The organism is Bacillus cereus group sp. N6, assembly GCF_016483705.1.
Lineage (GTDB): Bacteria > Bacillota > Bacilli > Bacillales > Bacillaceae_G > Bacillus_A > Bacillus_A wiedmannii.
In genome coordinates, this window is record NZ_JAEHBI010000012.1 from 48,116 (window position 1) to 64,940 (window position 16,825).

The following is a 16,825-nucleotide window of genomic DNA, read 5'->3' on the forward strand; positions in this document are numbered from 1 at the left end:
ATACGATAAAAAGAAGAATGCTTAGAGAGGAAGTTAATGATGGAGCAAAAGCAAGAGCAAGAGATGCATGCTACGGTGAGCATTAATAATGTTCAGTACGAAGTAATTAAAAACTTTCGTGACGGTTTTAGTGAAGAAGCATTTAAAGAGCGTTATGCAGAAATCTTAAATAAATATGATTACATCGTTGGGGATTGGGGTTATGAGCAACTTAGATTGCGCGGTTTCTTTGATGATAGTAATCAACGTTCGACATATGATACGAAAATTAGTACGTTAACGGAGTATTTATACGAGTACTGTAATTTCGGTTGTGCACACTTCGTATTACGAAAAGTGAAGAAATAAAAAAATCCTCTTACGATTGTAAGAGGATTTTTTGCATATTTTCGCTTATAAACAAATCGAGATATGATCGCCTTCAGAAAGTATTGCGTTTGGTTTCATTTGTTGTCCGTTCAATTGAATATCCCCATTTTTAATTTTATCCACAATGCGTGTACGGCTCCAGTCAGAAATATATGTGGATAAAGCTTTATCGATTCGGTGGGAACCGAAAACGAGGTCTAATACAATTGTAATTTCAGCTACGCCGCTTTCTTTATGTTGTGTAATGGAAATGGTAGTAGTTGTTTCTGTTTGATCTTGCTGCGTCATATCGACTGTTTCAACGTGATCAGTGAATGCTTTATAAATACGTAGCTTTTGATTCCACGTATGATCTTTCGGACATTTATAAATGGCAAAACGATATATATTTTTTCCGTTGGCGTTATGCCTACGAATATTCGTGTCAGTAAATAAGGTAGTGCGTCTGCAATTTTTACAATACTTTTCGATTGTGTTTTGTTCATTTTCATATAAACTCCAAGAAAGTTGTACTTTCTGCATTTTTCTTCACCTCTTATAGTAGTGGCAAAGAAACGTAATACAGCTATTTGGATGTCTTGTAGTATGAAGACATGAGAAATAGACAAAAATAAAAGGAGGTTCCCTTAGGAACCTCCGTAAACATCATACTACAGATGCAATACGTTCCTTTGTAATGGGAATGGGCAGACTACTCCCTTGAAAAAGCAAGGTGCTTTTTTGAGAGTAATGCTATCCAATTGCTGGTCCATTACAAAGTAAATGTTGGCATACGTAGATAACGTCCTTTCTATCCAAATAGATTTATTCTTAATTATAACATATAAGATTGAAAATTCAAAATACTTAAAGCGAAAAAACACCAGCTAAAATAGCTGGTGCCTAAGATAAATTATATAAGTTCAAATAAAAATGAACGTAATTCTTCTGCAATTTCTTCAGTCATAGAAAATGCATGCTCTAAATAGCCTGGTTCGTTTAAATCGTCAGGACCGATGATTGCAAATCTATTGCGCTGTATATCAAGGACAATTGTTTTACCGTAATGACGATCGGAGTATAAAAGCGCTAAATCATGACGCTCATTTTCTCCCATAAAGCTAACGAAACGAGTTCTTGTAGCGACTGTATCGTCGTACAGAAAGAAACGTTCTTCCATACACATGGCTCCTTTATTAAATATCTAAGTTTAAGTGTGGTTTATGATCTAAATGGTGATGCGTTTTAATGAATCGTACCGTTCTTGTTTTGTAACGCATAACGATAGAATATGTTTCAGCTAGATCTCCGCCAAGGAATTTAACACCGTCTAATAACTCACCAGCAGATACACCAGTTGCTGAGAAGATTGCATCATCCCCAGATACTAAGTCATCTAACATAAGAAGTTGACGAGGATCTTCTAATCCCATTTCACGACAACGAGCTTCTTCTTCTTCGTTCATTGGAACTAAGCGAGCTTGCATTTCACCTTCAAGGCATTTTAATGCTGCTGCAGAAATAACACCTTCTGGAGCTCCGCCAATACCTACGAATAAATCAATACCCGTTCCAGGTAGTGCTGTTGCGATTGACGCACCAACATCACCATCACCAAATAATTTTACGCGTGCACCTTTTGCACGAACACGGTCAATAATATCTTGATGACGTTCACGTTCTTGCACGATAACTGTTAGATCGCGAATCTTTTTATTGTTAGCTTCTGCTACAATTTCAATTGTTTTTTCAATGGGATCATCTAAGCTAATTTTACCAGCTGCTTTTGGACCAACCGCGATTTTTTCCATGTACATATCAGGAGCATGAAGAAGGTTTCCTTTATCTGCGATTGCGATAACTGCCATTGCATTTGCAAGACCTTTTGCAACGATGTTTGTACCTTCTAATGGATCAACGGCAATGTCTACTTCTGGACCGTTACCTGTTCCTAGTTCTTCACCAATATACAACATCGGTGCTTCATCAAGTTCTCCTTCACCAATTACAACTGTACCTGCCATGTTTACTGAATCAAACATATCACGCATTGCTGTAGTTGCTGCATCATCTGCTTCGTTTTTCTTTCCGCGGCCCATCCACTGTGCGGATGCTAATGCTGCTGCTTCTGTTACACGGACAATTTCTAGTGCGAGTTCACGTTCCAAGATTCCATTCCTCCAATTTCAAAAATCATACAAATATAACTATAACAAATAACGGAGAAAAGGTGAATTCGAAAAATTGTCGATTTTTTCAGAAGAAAGCGTTACAATTAAAATGTAAATGCTTTAATTTCCAGGTAGGTGACATTCATGTATTTTGTAGACAGAAAGAAAATAGAACAAATGCTAGTATGTTTAGAACGAGCAACAAGTACATTTCAAGAGAAAAAGATATATGAAACCGAGTTTGAATTTTACGCATTAGAACGTATAGCTCATCTAATTATTGATTGTGTATTAGATGTAGGGAATGCGATGATTGATGGATTTATTATGCGCGATCCAGGAAGTTATGAAGATATTATCGATATTTTGATGGACGAGCGAGTGATAAGTGCAGAAGAAGGACAAGGAATGAAAGAAATTATCCTTCTTCGAAAAATGCTTACGCAAGATTATATTCAAATGAATCATGATGAATTATATAAGACGATTCAAAAACATATTGCAGTGGTAGAGAAATACCCAGCAAATATTCGCAGTTATTTAGAGAAGGAATTAGGACCTGTATCTGCATTTGTACCAGAATAATTATGCTTATAAGATCCCCGGGACTGCCTTTTGGGGATCTTATATTGTATGTGAGAAAGTAAAGGGAAAAGGGAGAAGGGTTAAGCATGGGGGAAGCACGTACGACGAAAGATGAAATTGTACAATTGTTGAAAGTTAAGGGAGAGCATACAGTAGCGGAACTAGCTGACGTTTTAGAGATTACAGAAATGGCGATCCGAAGACATTTAAGTAATCTTGAGAAAGATGGTTTCATTTATTCTAAGATGGTAAGACAACATGTCGGAAGACCAACTTATTTATATGGATTAAGTGAAAAGGGAGAAGATACATTCCCGAAGGAGTATAAGCAATTTGCGATTGATATGCTAGAAGATTTAGCTCGAATGGGTGATGAAAAAATACTTCGTTACGTTTTAACAGAGAGAACGAAGCGAATGGAAGAACAGTTGCAAAAACGAGTGAGTAATCAAAAGAATTTAGCATTTAAAGTGCAAGAGATAGCGGCCATGCAAGAGAAAAATGGTTATATGGTTCAAATAAAGAGAGATGGGGAGAACTCTTTCGTAATTGAAAAACAAAACTGTCCGTTAAAAGAAATTGCAGAGAGATTCCCGCAAGTATGCGAAGATGAAAAAGAGATGTATAATCGTTTATTTGCAGGAGCAGATGTAAAGACGTTAGCAAACATGTGTGAGGGCGATTGTAGTTGTTCTTACCAAGTAAAAGAGAAAAAATGAACGTTATGGGGCGCTTTTAGGTAAAGCGTTTTTTTCTTTGGAAAAAGCGGGTAATATAAGAGTGGTATGATAAGGTGAGAACGTTAGCATAGAAGGAGAGACATAATGATGTATAAAGGTTACTTAATTGACTTAGACGGTACGATGTATCGCGGAGAAGAACAAATTGAAGAAGCGAGCGACTTCGTAAAAGCATTAGGAGAGCGCGGCATTCCTTATTTATTCGTTACGAATAATTCAACGCGTAAACCAGAACAAGTGGCAGAAAAACTTGTTCGTTTCGATATTCCAGCGGAAGCAGAGCAAGTATTCACAACGAGTATGGCGACAGCGAACTTCATTTATGAACGTAAACAAGACGCAACTGTATATATGATTGGTGAAGAAGGCTTACATGATGCACTTGTGGAAAAAGGATTTGAACTTGTGGATGAAAATCCTGATTTCGTTGTTGTTGGTTTAGATCGTGACATCACATATGAAAAATTAGCAAAAGCTTGTCTTGCTGTGCGTAACGGCGCAACGTTTATTTCTACAAATGGAGATATCGCCATTCCGACTGAGCGCGGATTATTACCAGGTAACGGTTCATTAACATCAGTTGTAACAGTATCAACAGGCGTGGATCCAATCTTTATTGGAAAACCAGAATCAATCATTATGGAACAAGCGTTAAAAGTGCTTGGTATAGGAAAAGATGAAGCATTAATGGTTGGGGATAACTACGATACAGACATTTTAGCGGGAGTAAATGCTGGCATGCATACCCTTCTTGTCCACACTGGAGTCACAACTGTGGAGAAGTTAACAGAATATGAAGTACAACCAACGCAAGTTGTGCATAACTTGACGGAGTGGATTGAGAAGATGTAATGAAATGCAGGTAACCGGAATAGGTTACCTGTTTTTTTATGCATAATTGCATATTCGCCGTTGTTATATAAAATGTAAAATTCATATGTAATGATACAAGGGGGAATCAGAGTGTACTGGATGTCATGTATTATGTTTGTTTTTACATTATGTGTTTTGTTTTTTGTTCTATGGAAGATATATAAAATAAATGAAATGAAAAAAAGCTCAGGAAAACTCATTGCAATGTATCCTCGGGTGAAAAGACGTTGGATTGCATTACTTGGACCAGCATATTTCATTGGGCAATGTATGTATATATATGCTCAGTACGTAAGTGGCGATATTGATACAGTTGAACAGTTTCTCATTCAGCTAGGTATTCATGCTGTAGCAAGTTGTTTTATGACTTTAATAGCTATCCATCTTATTAAAAGTGTACAAATATATGAAAAAGGTGTAGTAGACGGATTAAACTTTTATTCATACGAAGAATTAAAAGGCTATAAAACATCAACATGGGAAAATCCAAAAGAAAATATATTTTTATATCGCGGGCGAGAAAAAATGAATGACAATGTAAATTTACTTATTAGACAGGAAGATATGAATGAATTAGAAAGCATTCTTCAAAGATATATTCCGAAATTAATGATGAAATAAAAAAACTCCGGTTTTAACAACCGGAGTTTTTTATTAGAATGCACGATTCACAACATCTTTAACTTCTTCAAGATATTGCTTACGCACACTGTTATCCACAGAAGGAACACTCGTATAGAATGTATGCTCAATTGTTTCAATACCTGTAAATTCAAAAATACCAACATCTGCTGTTTTCTTCATTGCTTCAAACATACCGCCTGCTGTGTATGCTTCTTTCGTATTTCCCATTGTAGATAATAGTAAGCCTTTTTTACCGCTTAATAACTTTTCAATACCATTTTCACCGTAAGCATAAGCGAAGCCGTGGCTAAATACACGGTCAACGTATCCTTTTAAAATAGCAGGAAGTCCCGCCCACCAAACTGGATAAATGAATGTAATGCTATCCGCCCAAGAGATATGCTCTTGCTCTTCTTTAATATCTTCTGGTGTGTTTCCTTGAGAAAATGAGATGAAATCGGAAGCGCCTAATACTGGATTGAAGTTTAATTCGTATAGATCGCGAACGCGTACTTCATGACCTTTTTCTTCTAATTCACTTTTTACCGTTTCTAAAATCGCATGGTTGAAGCTTTCTGTATTTGGGTGTGCATAAACGATTACATGTTTCATTGCTCTTCCTCCTATTTGTGGATAGTTTTTTATTTATGTAACTATTATGGTTACTTCTGTTGTGAGAGTCAACTTTTTTGACGTGAGAAATAAAGCGAAAATGTAATTAGCTAATATGGGATACATGTTAGTATGTGACAAAAAAATACAAAAAAGTAGGGATTTTGCATTCTGAATAGAATATATAGATTGGTAAATAGAGAGAGAAGGGGATATGGGGATGAATATTATTGAAATTGAAAGGTTAGAAAAATCGTTTGATATTGGGGATAGTAAAGTAAAGATATTAAAAGGCATTAATCTTCAAATTCAAAAAGGAGATTTCGTCTGTATTATGGGGGCTAGTGGATCGGGTAAAACGACCTTACTTCAGTTGTTAGGTGGATTAGATATTCCGTCAGTAGGTAGTATTCGAGTTGACGGTACAGAGATATCAACATTAAAAGAAAAAGAGCTAGCTTTATTTAGAAGGCATAAAATCGGTTTTATTTTTCAGCAGTTTAATTTGATTCCAGTGTTTAGTGCAGAAGAGAATGTAGGATTACCGTTACTGTTAGATAATGTCTCGCAAAAGAAGGCAACGGTGACAGCAACTCGTTTATTAGAACTTGTTGGATTGAAGGGAAAAGAAAAACATTTACCAGCACAGTTATCAGGCGGGCAACAGCAAAGGGTTGCGATCGCAAGAGCTTTTGCAAATGAGCCGGCTATTATATTAGCTGATGAACCAACAGGGGCATTAGATTCGGAAAATAGTAAAAACATAATTGCGGCACTTCGCAATGCGTGTGATGAGTTAGGGCAAACAGCTGTCATTGTAACGCACGACCCGTTCGTAGCCGCTCATGCGGATAAAGTTGTTTTCTTATTAGATGGTGAAGTGATTCATGAACATGCTGAAAGTAAAGGGTGGAAGTTTCGAAATATCCCGCAACAAGTTACTCACATTCAAGAGATTATGAATCACCACTTTAAAGTAGGGGGTAAAGGTGATGCGATGGGTAATTAAGTATGCAGTAAAATCGATGAAACAAAATTGGCTGCGAAATATGTTGATTGCCCTCGGTGCAGCTTTAGGTGTTATGTTAGCGACGATGTTATTGCTAGGCAATCAATCAGTAGAGAAAAGCGTGAAGGAACAAGTAGTAAGCCGGTATGGAGATTATAATTTACAATTTGGTTATATAAAAAATGATATGTATTTAAATAATGAAAGTTTAAAAGGAATAGATGGCTTAGAAAATGCTGAAAAAATATCAAAAGTACTTATACCATATCCTTTTCCAAATTATAAAGAGTTATCGGGAAAACCGTCCTATTGGGGTGTTGAGCAAGATTCTCCAGAAATGCATTCTTATAAAATAGTAGAAGGGCGATATCCGAAAGAAGGTGCTGAAGTAGCACTGACAAAAGGGTATACAGATCGTGAAAATATAAGAGTAGGAGATACGATTAAGTTGCCATTCCCGCAGCATGGAGAAAAGAATGTGAAAGTCGTCGGGATTTTAAATCCACCGCTAATGGCAGCAATGGGGCATAGTGCTTATTTTCCAATCCATTGGCTTCAAAAAGAATTAAATCTATCAAATCAATTCAACCTCGTTCAAGTGAAAACCGCCGATGTAAATGTGAAAAGAGCAATTGCTCTTGATGTAAATAAGAAGATAGAAAATATAAAGGTGGATCAACGTACTTATGTTGATAAGGCGTTTGAACGACTAAATGTAATGAAGCCGTTAATTTTTAGTTTAGGTGGTATTGCTTTATTTGTTGTAGCTCTTTTAATAATGGGAAGTTTCTTCTTATCTGTTAGAAGTCGATTTAAGCAGTGGGCATTATTACGTGCACTCGGTAGTAACCCAAATCAAATTATATTAGTCGTTTTATTAGAGGCTTTATGCATCGGAGCAATCGGATCGCTAGCAGGGGTTATTCTTGGGGCAGGTACGCAAACAATTGCAGCATCATTCATTAACAAATGGGTGAATATTGAGGGGGCAGGGAAAGCATCATTCTCAATCTCAGGTGAGGTTCTACTCATTACGTTTTTACTAGGGATTGTTATGTCTGTCATAGGAGCTATTATACCGGCTTTCATGGTTAGAAAGATTCCACCTGTTCAAGCACTTCGGCCAGGTCTTCCTAGTAATGAGAAAAAAGAAAAAAGATGGAGTGCTTTTAGCCTTAGCATTTTAATCATTGGTACCGTTATTGGACTCACGGGTAGCATATTAGAGCAGTATATCGGTTTCAATCTAAGTGCGATAGGAGCGCTGTTATTTGCAGTTGGTTTGTTATTGGCGATTCCGTTATTTATTCGCGTAATAGCACCAGTGATTGCAAAACCGTTCCAAATGATATTACGAATTGAAACGACGATTAGTAGCCGGAATGTAATTCGTTATCGGAATAAGGCAGCTGTGTCGGTTGCTATACTAGCATTTGGTTTTATGTTAGCACTTGTTGGAACGATGTATGTAAATTCTATGTATGAAGGTATGAAAAAAGGGTTACAAAAACATTTACCAGCGGACTTAGTAGTAAGAATTCCAGTAGAGTCGCAAGGAATAGAAACATTACCGTTTAGTTGGATGGAGAAGGTTAGAAAAATTGATGGTGTGGAATCGAGTGTTGGGAATGCTACTGACTTTACAGCAAAGCTTGTGAATTATGACTTTAAAAAAGCGAATCAAGAGTGGTATGAATTTATGAAAAAAAACAATTTGAACTATGATTCAATGGAAGTTGTAGGTAACGATATTGTAGCGTACCAGAAAGTAACAAAGGCGAAAGTGATTGCAGGACAACCTTTAAATAAGCCATTACAAGATGGTGAGGGAGTCATTACGAAAGAAGTGGCTAAAAACTTAGGGCTTCAGTTGCATGATACGGTTGACGTACAAGGAAAAGGGAAAGAAAAACAAAGAATTAAAGTCGTTTCGATTATTGAGCAAGGATTAAGGTTAAGGAGTTTGGATATTTTTGTGAATGAACAATGGGCTCGCGATAAGTTTCACGTACAAGGATATGAAGCAATTCAAATTATGATTAATTCTAATCAATCATTTGAAGGGATTAAGAAGCAAGTAAAAGAAATTACAAAGAATAAAGAGAATGTAGAAGTTATAAACAGTTATGATTTATTGAAAGAACAAGAGCAGTTATTATCGCAAATGATGATGTTAATTCGCTTGTTAGTTGTAATTGTTTTCATTATTTCTGGCATAGGATTAATGAATGCAATTGTCGCAAGTTTGCATGAAAGACGTGCTGAAATTAGTATGATTCGTGCGGTAGGAGCTATTCCGAAGCAAATGAGAAGGATCGTTTTATTAGAGGGAACTTTACTTGGAGCGATAGCTGGTTGTATCGGAATTTTTGGTGGGATTATGTTTAGCTATATCGTGTTATCAAGCTTAGAGTTAACGGTTATTATTATTCCGTATAATCAAGTTGTCATACTGGCTCTAGCTAGCGTGATGCTTGGAGCGGGGGCAGCATTGATTGCGTCATTACAATTAAGAAAGTTTAAATTAAGTGATACTTTAAAGGAGTTATCAGCATAAAAGATTGCTATACCCCACTCATACAAAGAACAAAGAAAACAAATAAAATAATAACAATACCAATGCCGAAGTTAAATACGAGAGTACTATCCATATTATGTAACCTCCTTGTTTGAAAGTAAAAAGCACTCTAGCCAAGAGTGCTTTTTTTATTTTGAGTCTACTTCACAACTTTTAGAAAAAGATTCATGTGTGTAAAGAGTTACATTATTTTATGTATTTATACTTTTAAATGAGTAAGTCCTTGTAAGATATAAAAAAAAGACACTCTTTTGAGTGTCTTTCATGATGACAAAATGTGCCAATTGCTTGAGTTTGATAAGGCGCTAATATCCGTTTTAACGCCTTTTCTTTGATCAAGAAGTGTAGCAACAGCGATTCAAATAAATTGTACCATTTGATTTATAGGTGTGCGTATGCAATTGTGCATATTCCTATTAGAGGGAAATGAGGCACGAAAAATGAATGAGTATATATAGAATATTCGATTAGGGGAGAGAAGGATGAATATACATAAGTTAACGGTAGAAGAAGCAAATGAGATAAATACGTGGGCGTATGAAGAACCTTATGATTTGTATAGTTTTTCAGGAGAGGAAGAAGCGATAGAAGAATTATTAGATGGGACGTATTACGGTTGTTGTGACGATAAGGGGGAGTTTATCGGCTATTTTTGTTTTGGGGAAAATGCACAAGTGCCAGGGGGAAGAGATGCTCATTTATATGATGGAGAAGATGTAATTGATGTCGGACTTGGCATGAAGCCAGCGTTAACAGGGAAAGGGCTGGGAAAAATGTTTTTTCAAGCGGGGATAGCATTTGCTGCGAAAGAATATAAGCCAAAAACGTTCCGACTTAGTGTAGCGACATTTAATACAAGAGCGATTACGCTATATAAAAACATAGGTTTTCAGCAAGGTCCTATTTTTTTGAGTCGCGGAAGAGAATTTATGCTCATGAAATATGAAAGACCGTCAGTATGAAACTGACGGTCTTTCATGTTTTATTATTCCGAATGCTCAGCTCTGTGTGCTAAACGGCTTGAAGCAGCGGCAGCGATCCCGCCAACGATATCATCAAGGAATGTATGCACCTTTCCAGATGATTTATCATTTAAGAATTCTAAAATACCAGGTTTTAATTTATCGATATATCCAAAGTTCGTGAAACCGATAGAGCCGTACACATTAACGATAGAAAGTGCGATCACTTCATCAATTCCGTATAAGCCTTCATCACGTTTTACGATATCTTGTAACGGCTCACTTAACATTCCTTTTTCAGCAAGGACATCGAGTTCGATACCAGTAATCAGTGCGTTTTGTACTTCACGTTTTGATAATACACGCTCAACGTTATAACGGCATTCTGACATCTCTAAATTTGGATGATATTTTTTTTGAAGAAAATGAACAAGCTCAGCAATATCGTCAATTGTTACACCACGTTCTTGTAATAGTTGTAATGCTCTTTCTTGTAGTTGATTTGATTCTTTCATGTTTATCACCTTTTTTTCTTTTTAGTATTTGTATACGTTTCGTTGCTTTATCATGTGCATAGGAATGAAAGGCGAGCACAAGCTCATATATATAAAGAAAAACCATAGGTGGCGACTGCGATGATTCATCATATTTATGAGCATTATCATATGCATGTTAAAGAATTAATCCCCCTTGGCCCCTATAAAAGCTTTTGGATTCGCAACAAAATTTATGTACTTGTTCCAATTGGAGAAATGGAGGAAGAAGTACTTGTAGAGATGAAAAAGCTCAGTGATTATATGAACCAGCAAGGGGATATAACTGTAGCGACTTTCGTTCCGACTATACACGGCTACTATGTAAGTGAGATAGAAGAACAAAATTACTGCTTATTAAAAGGTATGCGTGCGTTAGAACGACATGCTACATCATTAGGAAGTGAGCTTTCTATATTCCATAAACGAGGTGCATTCTTTCCAGAAAAAATCGAGCAATTAAGCCGCATAGGCGAATGGAAAGCGTTATGGGAAAAAAGGCTCGATCAATTAGAAAAGTTTTGGCAATCACAAGTGATGAACCACCCTACAGACGTATTCGATCAATTGTTTATTGAATCCTTCCCGTATTACTTAGGAGTTGCAGAAAATGCAATTCAGTATGTTGTCGATACAGAGATGGATGATACGCCGCAAATTACTGATGCAGCAACAATTTGCCAAGAACGATTCACACCCTTATTATGGCATCAAACGAAGCGCCTCAAACTTCCTTTCGATTGGGTGTATGATCACCCAACTCGAGATATGGCAGAATTAATCCGCTATATGATGATAGAAAAAAAGAAAGACTGGGAGCAAACAATCGTTCAATTTGTTACAGATTATGAACGGAATTATTCGCTATCCTCATTTGGTTGGCGCCTATTATTTGCAAGGCTCCTGTTCCCACTTCACTACTTTGAAACAGTCGAACGATATTACCAAACGGGAAATGAAGAACAAAAAAGCATATATAGAGATCGCTTAGAAGCCATTTTACACGATGTGAACCGCTCTGAGCAATTTATGAAGCACTTTTATGGCTCACTTCGTTTACCAGTCGATAAGTTAGGGATTAGGAAATTAGATTGGCTATCTTAAAATATAAAAAAGAGACCGATTGAGGTCTCTTTTTTATATATCACAATTGTATGTAATACATTATGCCCCTACCTGTTGATCTGCACATATATTTAAAATGAATTGATGTCTTTCAATTTTTTCATTTACTTTACTCAATAATTCTTGCTGAATTTCTTTAAATAAAAATTGATAGCTCGCATTCCATGTTGGTATAACGGATGAAAGATCTAATAAATACTCTTTTTTCTTTTCTAGTTCTTGAATTGTTAAGAAAGTGTTCCCCATTTTTGGCATGTGTCGTCCCCCTATGTTTTTTACTTTTATATGTGTGAACGATTCTATAGTATTAATTATCTCACTTTTTGAGAAGGATTTCCAATTTTGTTTTATGATGTTAAAGGAGAAGTGTTTTTTGAATAAAAAAAGAGACCCAAATGGGTCTCTTTCTAGGAAGCGATTCTGAACGAGCCGCTTCTGCTTTTAGATTAATATCTAGCTCCAGCGGCTAGAACAGTCGGCCATTTCGCGTCTTCCTGTGAGGCAAAAAGCGCCTCTTCGTCAGGAGCTCCAATGACCTCCTGTTCTGAACGAGCCGCTTCCGCTTTTAGATTAAAATACTTGTTCTACTTCAATAACGCCTGGTACTTCTTCTAGTAATGCGCGTTCGATACCAGCTTTTAGTGTGATTGTAGAACTTGGGCAGCTTCCGCAAGCACCCATAAGGCGTAATTTTACGATACCTTCTTCAATGTCTACTAATTCAACGTCTCCGCCATCGCGAAGTAAGAATGGACGTAATTTATCTAATACTTCTAGTACTTGTTCTTCCATATGTGGGTTTTCCATTTTTATCGACTCCTTTCATCAGTTTTATTATAATCAAGATAGAGGGGAAAATCTATTTTTTCTGTTCTTGTTTTAATGTCGAAATTTTTTATCATGTTTACAACGTGTTTTTTCAGTATAGGGGTATGGAATAAGTTTGTAAAATGATGTGCTTATGTACTAAGACATCTGAATATACTGTTGAAACAAGAAGTGGGGGAAAAGAAATGGTTAATGTGCAAGTGTATGGGACGAAAGTAATTTGTGCGAGCTGCGTTGGAATGCCATCTTCAACAGAAACATTTGAGTGGCTACAAGCGGCGATTGGTCGTAAATATGAAGGACAAAAAAATAAATTTAATTTCGAGTATATTGATTTTCAAGAAGAACAAGAAGATGAAGATAAAAAAGCATTCGCAGAGCGCGTAGTGGAAGAAGATCTATTTTATCCGGTCGTTCTTGTAAATGGAGAAATTGTTGGAGAAGGAAATCCTCGTTTGAAGGATGTTTACGAAGAAATCGAGAAATATTTATAAAACAGGAAGCCTTTGCGAATTTGCGAAGGCTTTTTTTAATGGAGGGATAGATGTGAAAAATGGAGTGAAGCATGCGTTACCAACAGAAGTACGACAGTTAATGGAGCGGTACACAGTAGAATTAAAAGAAATTTTTTAGATGAAAAAATAGTCGGGGTATATATTTACGGCTCCATCGCACTCGGTGCATTTCATGCAGAAACGAGCGATGTTGATTTTATTACAGTAATAAGTGATTCCGTGAATGAAGCTGAAAAACAGCAACTTGTCGAACTTCATAAGAAAATTAGTGGTAGTACGTTAGGTAAGAGAATGGATGGTATGTATATTCCGCTTGCTGATTTAGGGAAATACAATGATGAAATGAATGAGTACGTGTATTGTGCAGATGGTAAAGCGAATGTAGGTCATTGGGATATTAATGCGGTCACATGGTGGACATTGAAAAATCAAGGTATTACAGTTACCGGGAAAGAAGCGGAAGATCTTCCGTTTCAAATAAGGTGGGACGATGTAGTCAATACGATGAAATACAACGTAGAACAGTACTGGAGTGAAAAAGCGAAGCAGCCGTATTTATTTTTCATAGAAGAGTGGGTAGAATCAGCTGTCGTTACGATGGGCCGTATTTTATATACACTAAATCATAAAACAATCGTTTCAAAAGATAGTGGATTGCAATACTTGTTAGAACGTTCAGGGGAAGAATGGGAGCTTTTATTAAAAGAAGTAGCGAGAATACGGCAGAATCCAAAAGAAAAGCGAATGCTCTCAAGGTGGAGAAGGGCAGATATGACGAGGAAGTACTTACTACATTTAATTGAAATATGTAGAGAGAAATGGTAGGGAAAAACCGACGATACAGTAAATTGTATCGTCGGTTTTTGTGTTGATAATGGTATATAATGGATTAAAAGGTTTAATTATACTGGAGGGGGTAGGATGAATACAGAATTAACTACTTATGAAGAAAAGAATGTAGCAATAAGTATGCGCGAAGTAATTAGCATGATAATAATTATTTTTGGGGTAATGTATTGAATTGGTTTTTTGAACATTATATATGACTCTTCCTTATATCCATGGTATGTAGATCATCTTATTCCACCTTTAACATTTCTTACTATTATTTTAATATATGCACCAGCAAGAAATTGCTGTGTGCAGTTAGTAAAATCAATGCAGTTTAATAATTTAAAACATTATGTAACGATAGTAATGACGATGATTGTACTACTTATATATCTTGCAGTATTAAATTTAGTTTTACCACATGGGCTTCGTGTGAATGAATCTAATATAGTAATAAAGCCTACTAAAAGTGAAATCATTTTATACGTAGTTGTACTCACCACTTTTGCACCGATTTGGGAAGAACTTTTATTTCGGGGGATGTTTTTCACGAAATTATCTCAGCGCTTTTCTACACTTAGTAGTGCCGTTATAAGTGCTGTTATCTTTACTTTAGGTCATCCCCTTACAGTAGGGAGTGTTTTATATATTTTTGGTGGTGGTATATGTTTAGCTTATACGTATAAGAAAACAAATAACTTACTCGTCCCATGGGGGATTCATTTATTAAATAATGCATTTTTTATATTAGTAAATTTTCAACTGTAAAAAGACGCCTTTTGAAAAGGGCGTCTTTCGTATTTTGTAGAAATGGATTTACATGTACTGTGTAGAGGAAAGGTAATACGAAATATAGATAGTTTCATGTGAAACATTTTTATTATCAAATATACAAAATGATTAACTTAGTGTATTAAACGTATCATTCATAAGTATTCTAATATATTTAAAAGTAAAATAAAATAATAAACGGATAATTGTCGGAATATATTCGATTTCCGTTCATTTTTATGAAATATATGTACTTTTTGTTAGATTCCTTCTTTTTATTTCTATAAAATACACGTATGTAGAAATGAGAAAAGGATGATGTACGTGAGGGACACTGTTTTACAAGAAACAATTTCTTCGCAACAGTTACATACAGTCGTTCAAAAGAATACGGCGTATTATGACTTTAAGTGGGGAAAAGTAGAAAATCCAGCGCAAGGAAATACGTGGAATTGGGTAGCCTTTTTCTTCCCAGTTTTTTGGTTAGCTTATCGTAAAATGTATAAGTTGTTTATTATACTTACGTTACTGGCGGTACCTAGTATATTTGTAACTCCTTTTATAGATATTCCAGATGGGATTTTTTTATCAATTGGTCTAGTTTTTCAATTAGGAATGATGATATTTACTGGATGGCAAGGAAACCGTTTATATTATAAGCATGCTGTCCGTATTTTACATAAGGAAGAAAATATGCCAGATCATGAGAAGGCGTATTATTTACAATCAAAGGGTGGCGCTAGTTTTGCTAGTATGGTTGGTTTACACATCATAGTAGGGTTAGTATTTGGCGGAGCCACGTTCGGACTCTCCTTTTTACCAACTGAACCAAATATAAAAAACGTTGTTCGTGCAAGTGATGAAGGATTTACTTTAGAGATTATGACGGATAATCCAACGTGGAAGCTTGTGAAGAAAGAAAAAGATTATGACGTAGTAGAATTTACTGGGTATGATTACGAAGAGAAGAAAAATATAAAAATTAAATTTGCTGTTTATTTCAGTGAAGACTATTTTGAATGGCAAGAAGTATATGAGAATAATAAGAAATTAAGTGAAGAAGAGTTAGAAGAGTATCAATTTTACATTGAAGAAAATAGTTGGAGTTTCTAGTGAGAGCTCGTTCATTTTGAGAAGAAGAATCTTGTGAAGGTTCTTCTTTTTTATTGGAAACACCATACGAATTGAAAATTTGTAAAATACAATAAAAAATGAGAATTTGAGGTAGGCTTGTCAATAACGTAAGACTATGGCACTATAAAGAAATGCTATACAAATTTTATTTATCGAGATGTAAACATCAATTTTGATTTTTACGTATAAATAATGAACGGAGGAAATGAATTTATGGCTACTTTACCTAATTGTCCAAAATGTAATTCAGAATATACGTATGAGGATGGCGTTCTTTTCGTATGTCCAGAATGTGCTCATGAGTGGGGCCAAGAAGCAGAAACTGAAAATAATGATGGTGCAAAAGTTGTAAAAGATGCGAACGGAAACGTTCTTCAAGACGGCGATGCTGTTACTGTTATTAAAGATTTAAAAGTAAAAGGAACTTCTTCAGTTGTGAAGATCGGTACGAAAGTAAAGAGTATTCGTCTAGTTGATGGCGATCACGATATTGATTGCAAAATCGACGGTTTCGGAGCTATGAAATTAAAATCACAGTTCGTTAAGAAGGCGTAAATAAAAAAGAGGAGGCGATTAGCCTCCTCTT

At 35.9% G+C, this 16,825-nt stretch carries 20 protein-coding genes and 1 pseudogene; 14 read left to right on the top strand and 7 right to left on the bottom strand.

All coding sequences use genetic code 11. The features are described from left to right. The first annotated feature begins 36 nt into the window (after positions 1–36). Positions 37–348, top strand: a complete 312-nt coding sequence (locus tag JDS99_RS11550; protein WP_002008894.1) for a YutD family protein — start codon at positions 37–39, stop codon at positions 346–348. A gap of 45 nt (positions 349–393) precedes the next feature. Here JDS99_RS11550 and JDS99_RS11555 read toward each other — a convergent pair whose 3' ends face one another. The 3 genes from JDS99_RS11555 to glpX form a co-directional block, all read right to left on the bottom strand. Further along, complete coding sequence (locus JDS99_RS11555; protein WP_098082241.1) at positions 394–891, bottom strand: cytoplasmic protein; 498 nt, start codon at positions 889–891, stop codon at positions 394–396. Between the two features lie 370 nt (positions 892–1,261). Beyond that, a complete protein-coding gene (locus JDS99_RS11560; RefSeq protein ID WP_000392614.1) occupies positions 1,262–1,528 on the bottom strand; it encodes a DUF3055 domain-containing protein in 267 nt (88 codons plus the stop codon). Positions 1,529–1,544: 16 nt separating this feature from the next. Further along, the gene (gene glpX / locus JDS99_RS11565) at positions 1,545–2,516 is read right to left on the bottom strand and encodes a class II fructose-bisphosphatase (RefSeq protein WP_000439090.1); all 972 of its coding nucleotides are present in this window, start codon (positions 2,514–2,516) and stop codon (positions 1,545–1,547) included. A gap of 147 nt (positions 2,517–2,663) precedes the next feature. On the opposite strand from glpX, the gene JDS99_RS11570 reads away from it, so the two are divergent. The 4 genes from JDS99_RS11570 (at position 2,664) to JDS99_RS11585 (ending at position 5,338) form a co-directional block, all read left to right on the top strand. Further along, a complete protein-coding gene (locus JDS99_RS11570) occupies positions 2,664–3,104 on the top strand; it encodes a DUF86 domain-containing protein (protein ID WP_000274003.1) in 441 nt (146 codons plus the stop codon). Positions 3,105–3,190: 86 nt separating this feature from the next. After that, the gene (locus JDS99_RS11575) at positions 3,191–3,823 is read left to right on the top strand and encodes a helix-turn-helix transcriptional regulator (protein WP_060488135.1); all 633 of its coding nucleotides are present in this window, start codon (positions 3,191–3,193) and stop codon (positions 3,821–3,823) included. A 108-nt stretch (positions 3,824–3,931) separates the two neighbouring features. Then, a complete protein-coding gene (locus JDS99_RS11580) occupies positions 3,932–4,696 on the top strand; it encodes a TIGR01457 family HAD-type hydrolase (protein WP_002096233.1) in 765 nt (254 codons plus the stop codon). A gap of 111 nt (positions 4,697–4,807) precedes the next feature. Then, a complete protein-coding gene (locus tag JDS99_RS11585) occupies positions 4,808–5,338 on the top strand; it encodes an iron ABC transporter substrate-binding protein (RefSeq protein WP_087986025.1) in 531 nt (176 codons plus the stop codon). A 33-nt stretch (positions 5,339–5,371) separates the two neighbouring features. Here the strand turns inward: JDS99_RS11585 and JDS99_RS11590 are convergent, their stop codons facing one another. Further along, on the bottom strand, positions 5,372–5,953 hold the full coding sequence (locus tag JDS99_RS11590; RefSeq protein ID WP_088064721.1) for an NAD(P)H-dependent oxidoreductase: 582 nt from the start codon (positions 5,951–5,953) through the stop codon (positions 5,372–5,374). A 220-nt stretch (positions 5,954–6,173) separates the two neighbouring features. Here JDS99_RS11590 and JDS99_RS11595 point away from each other — a divergent pair, with 220 nt between their 5' ends. The 3 genes from JDS99_RS11595 (at position 6,174) to JDS99_RS11605 (ending at position 10,502) form a co-directional block, all read left to right on the top strand. Next, positions 6,174–6,962: an ABC transporter ATP-binding protein gene (locus JDS99_RS11595; RefSeq protein WP_088608545.1), complete on the top strand. Its 789-nt coding sequence runs from the start codon at positions 6,174–6,176 to the stop codon at positions 6,960–6,962. Continuing rightward, complete coding sequence (locus tag JDS99_RS11600) at positions 6,946–9,519, top strand: FtsX-like permease family protein (RefSeq protein WP_141542776.1); 2,574 nt, start codon at positions 6,946–6,948, stop codon at positions 9,517–9,519. The genes JDS99_RS11595 and JDS99_RS11600 overlap by 17 nt, the downstream gene beginning before the upstream one ends. A 503-nt stretch (positions 9,520–10,022) precedes the next feature. Further along, positions 10,023–10,502, top strand: a complete 480-nt coding sequence (locus tag JDS99_RS11605; protein WP_098082238.1) for a GNAT family N-acetyltransferase — start codon at positions 10,023–10,025, stop codon at positions 10,500–10,502. A gap of 23 nt (positions 10,503–10,525) precedes the next feature. Here the strand turns inward: JDS99_RS11605 and JDS99_RS11610 are convergent, their stop codons facing one another. After that, positions 10,526–11,017, bottom strand: a complete 492-nt coding sequence (locus JDS99_RS11610; RefSeq protein WP_000665100.1) for a phosphatidylglycerophosphatase A family protein — start codon at positions 11,015–11,017, stop codon at positions 10,526–10,528. A 120-nt stretch (positions 11,018–11,137) separates the two neighbouring features. Between JDS99_RS11610 and yutH the strand changes: the two genes are divergently transcribed. Continuing rightward, the gene (gene yutH / locus JDS99_RS11615) at positions 11,138–12,139 is read left to right on the top strand and encodes a spore coat putative kinase YutH (protein ID WP_199695106.1); all 1,002 of its coding nucleotides are present in this window, start codon (positions 11,138–11,140) and stop codon (positions 12,137–12,139) included. A gap of 60 nt (positions 12,140–12,199) precedes the next feature. On the opposite strand, the gene JDS99_RS11620 is transcribed toward yutH, so the two are convergent. Beyond that, entirely contained in the window at positions 12,200–12,415 is a 216-nt protein-coding gene (locus tag JDS99_RS11620) for a hypothetical protein (RefSeq protein ID WP_001125489.1), read from the bottom strand. A 315-nt stretch (positions 12,416–12,730) separates the two neighbouring features. Further along, entirely contained in the window at positions 12,731–12,967 is a 237-nt protein-coding gene (locus JDS99_RS11625; protein WP_000431158.1) for a NifU family protein, read from the bottom strand. A gap of 206 nt (positions 12,968–13,173) precedes the next feature. On the opposite strand from JDS99_RS11625, the gene JDS99_RS11630 reads away from it, so the two are divergent. From JDS99_RS11630 to phnA, 5 genes and pseudogenes are all read left to right on the top strand, one after another. Beyond that, on the top strand, positions 13,174–13,482 hold the full coding sequence (locus JDS99_RS11630; protein ID WP_088608542.1) for a YuzD family protein: 309 nt from the start codon (positions 13,174–13,176) through the stop codon (positions 13,480–13,482). Between the two features lie 52 nt (positions 13,483–13,534). Further along, positions 13,535–14,328 (top strand): annotated as a pseudogene (locus JDS99_RS11635) (nucleotidyltransferase domain-containing protein). A gap of 195 nt (positions 14,329–14,523) precedes the next feature. After that, entirely contained in the window at positions 14,524–15,102 is a 579-nt protein-coding gene (locus JDS99_RS11640) for a CPBP family intramembrane glutamic endopeptidase (protein ID WP_257131284.1), read from the top strand. A 318-nt stretch (positions 15,103–15,420) separates the two neighbouring features. After that, positions 15,421–16,218, top strand: a complete 798-nt coding sequence (locus JDS99_RS11645) for a DUF2628 domain-containing protein (protein ID WP_199695107.1) — start codon at positions 15,421–15,423, stop codon at positions 16,216–16,218. Positions 16,219–16,452: 234 nt separating this feature from the next. Continuing rightward, positions 16,453–16,794, top strand: a complete 342-nt coding sequence (phnA, locus tag JDS99_RS11650; protein WP_048528370.1) for an alkylphosphonate utilization operon protein PhnA — start codon at positions 16,453–16,455, stop codon at positions 16,792–16,794. Positions 16,795–16,825: the final 31 nt, after the last annotated feature.

Excerpts from the sequence above, each read along its gene's own strand:
- JDS99_RS11630 (WP_088608542.1), top strand. The coding sequence starts at position 13,174 with ATGGTTAATGTGCAAGTGTATGGGACGAAAGTAATTTGTGCGAGCTGC.
- JDS99_RS11580 (WP_002096233.1), top strand. The coding sequence starts at position 3,932 with ATGTATAAAGGTTACTTAATTGACTTAGACGGTACGATGTATCGCGGA.
- JDS99_RS11600 (WP_141542776.1), top strand. The coding sequence starts at position 6,946 with ATGCGATGGGTAATTAAGTATGCAGTAAAATCGATGAAACAAAATTGG.
- JDS99_RS11595 (WP_088608545.1), top strand. The coding sequence starts at position 6,174 with ATGAATATTATTGAAATTGAAAGGTTAGAAAAATCGTTTGATATTGGG.
- JDS99_RS11610 (WP_000665100.1), bottom strand. The coding sequence starts at position 11,017 with ATGAAAGAATCAAATCAACTACAAGAAAGAGCATTACAACTATTACAA.
- phnA (WP_048528370.1), top strand. The coding sequence starts at position 16,453 with ATGGCTACTTTACCTAATTGTCCAAAATGTAATTCAGAATATACGTAT.
- JDS99_RS11645 (WP_199695107.1), top strand. The coding sequence starts at position 15,421 with ATGATGTACGTGAGGGACACTGTTTTACAAGAAACAATTTCTTCGCAA.
- JDS99_RS11560 (WP_000392614.1), bottom strand. The coding sequence starts at position 1,528 with ATGGAAGAACGTTTCTTTCTGTACGACGATACAGTCGCTACAAGAACT.
- JDS99_RS11555 (WP_098082241.1), bottom strand. The coding sequence starts at position 891 with ATGCAGAAAGTACAACTTTCTTGGAGTTTATATGAAAATGAACAAAAC.
- JDS99_RS11575 (WP_060488135.1), top strand. The coding sequence starts at position 3,191 with ATGGGGGAAGCACGTACGACGAAAGATGAAATTGTACAATTGTTGAAA.
- JDS99_RS11570 (WP_000274003.1), top strand. The coding sequence starts at position 2,664 with ATGTATTTTGTAGACAGAAAGAAAATAGAACAAATGCTAGTATGTTTA.
- JDS99_RS11590 (WP_088064721.1), bottom strand. The coding sequence starts at position 5,953 with ATGAAACATGTAATCGTTTATGCACACCCAAATACAGAAAGCTTCAAC.
- JDS99_RS11605 (WP_098082238.1), top strand. The coding sequence starts at position 10,023 with ATGAATATACATAAGTTAACGGTAGAAGAAGCAAATGAGATAAATACG.
- yutH (WP_199695106.1), top strand. The coding sequence starts at position 11,138 with ATGATTCATCATATTTATGAGCATTATCATATGCATGTTAAAGAATTA.
- JDS99_RS11550 (WP_002008894.1), top strand. The coding sequence starts at position 37 with ATGATGGAGCAAAAGCAAGAGCAAGAGATGCATGCTACGGTGAGCATT.
- JDS99_RS11625 (WP_000431158.1), bottom strand. The coding sequence starts at position 12,967 with ATGGAAAACCCACATATGGAAGAACAAGTACTAGAAGTATTAGATAAA.
- JDS99_RS11620 (WP_001125489.1), bottom strand. The coding sequence starts at position 12,415 with ATGCCAAAAATGGGGAACACTTTCTTAACAATTCAAGAACTAGAAAAG.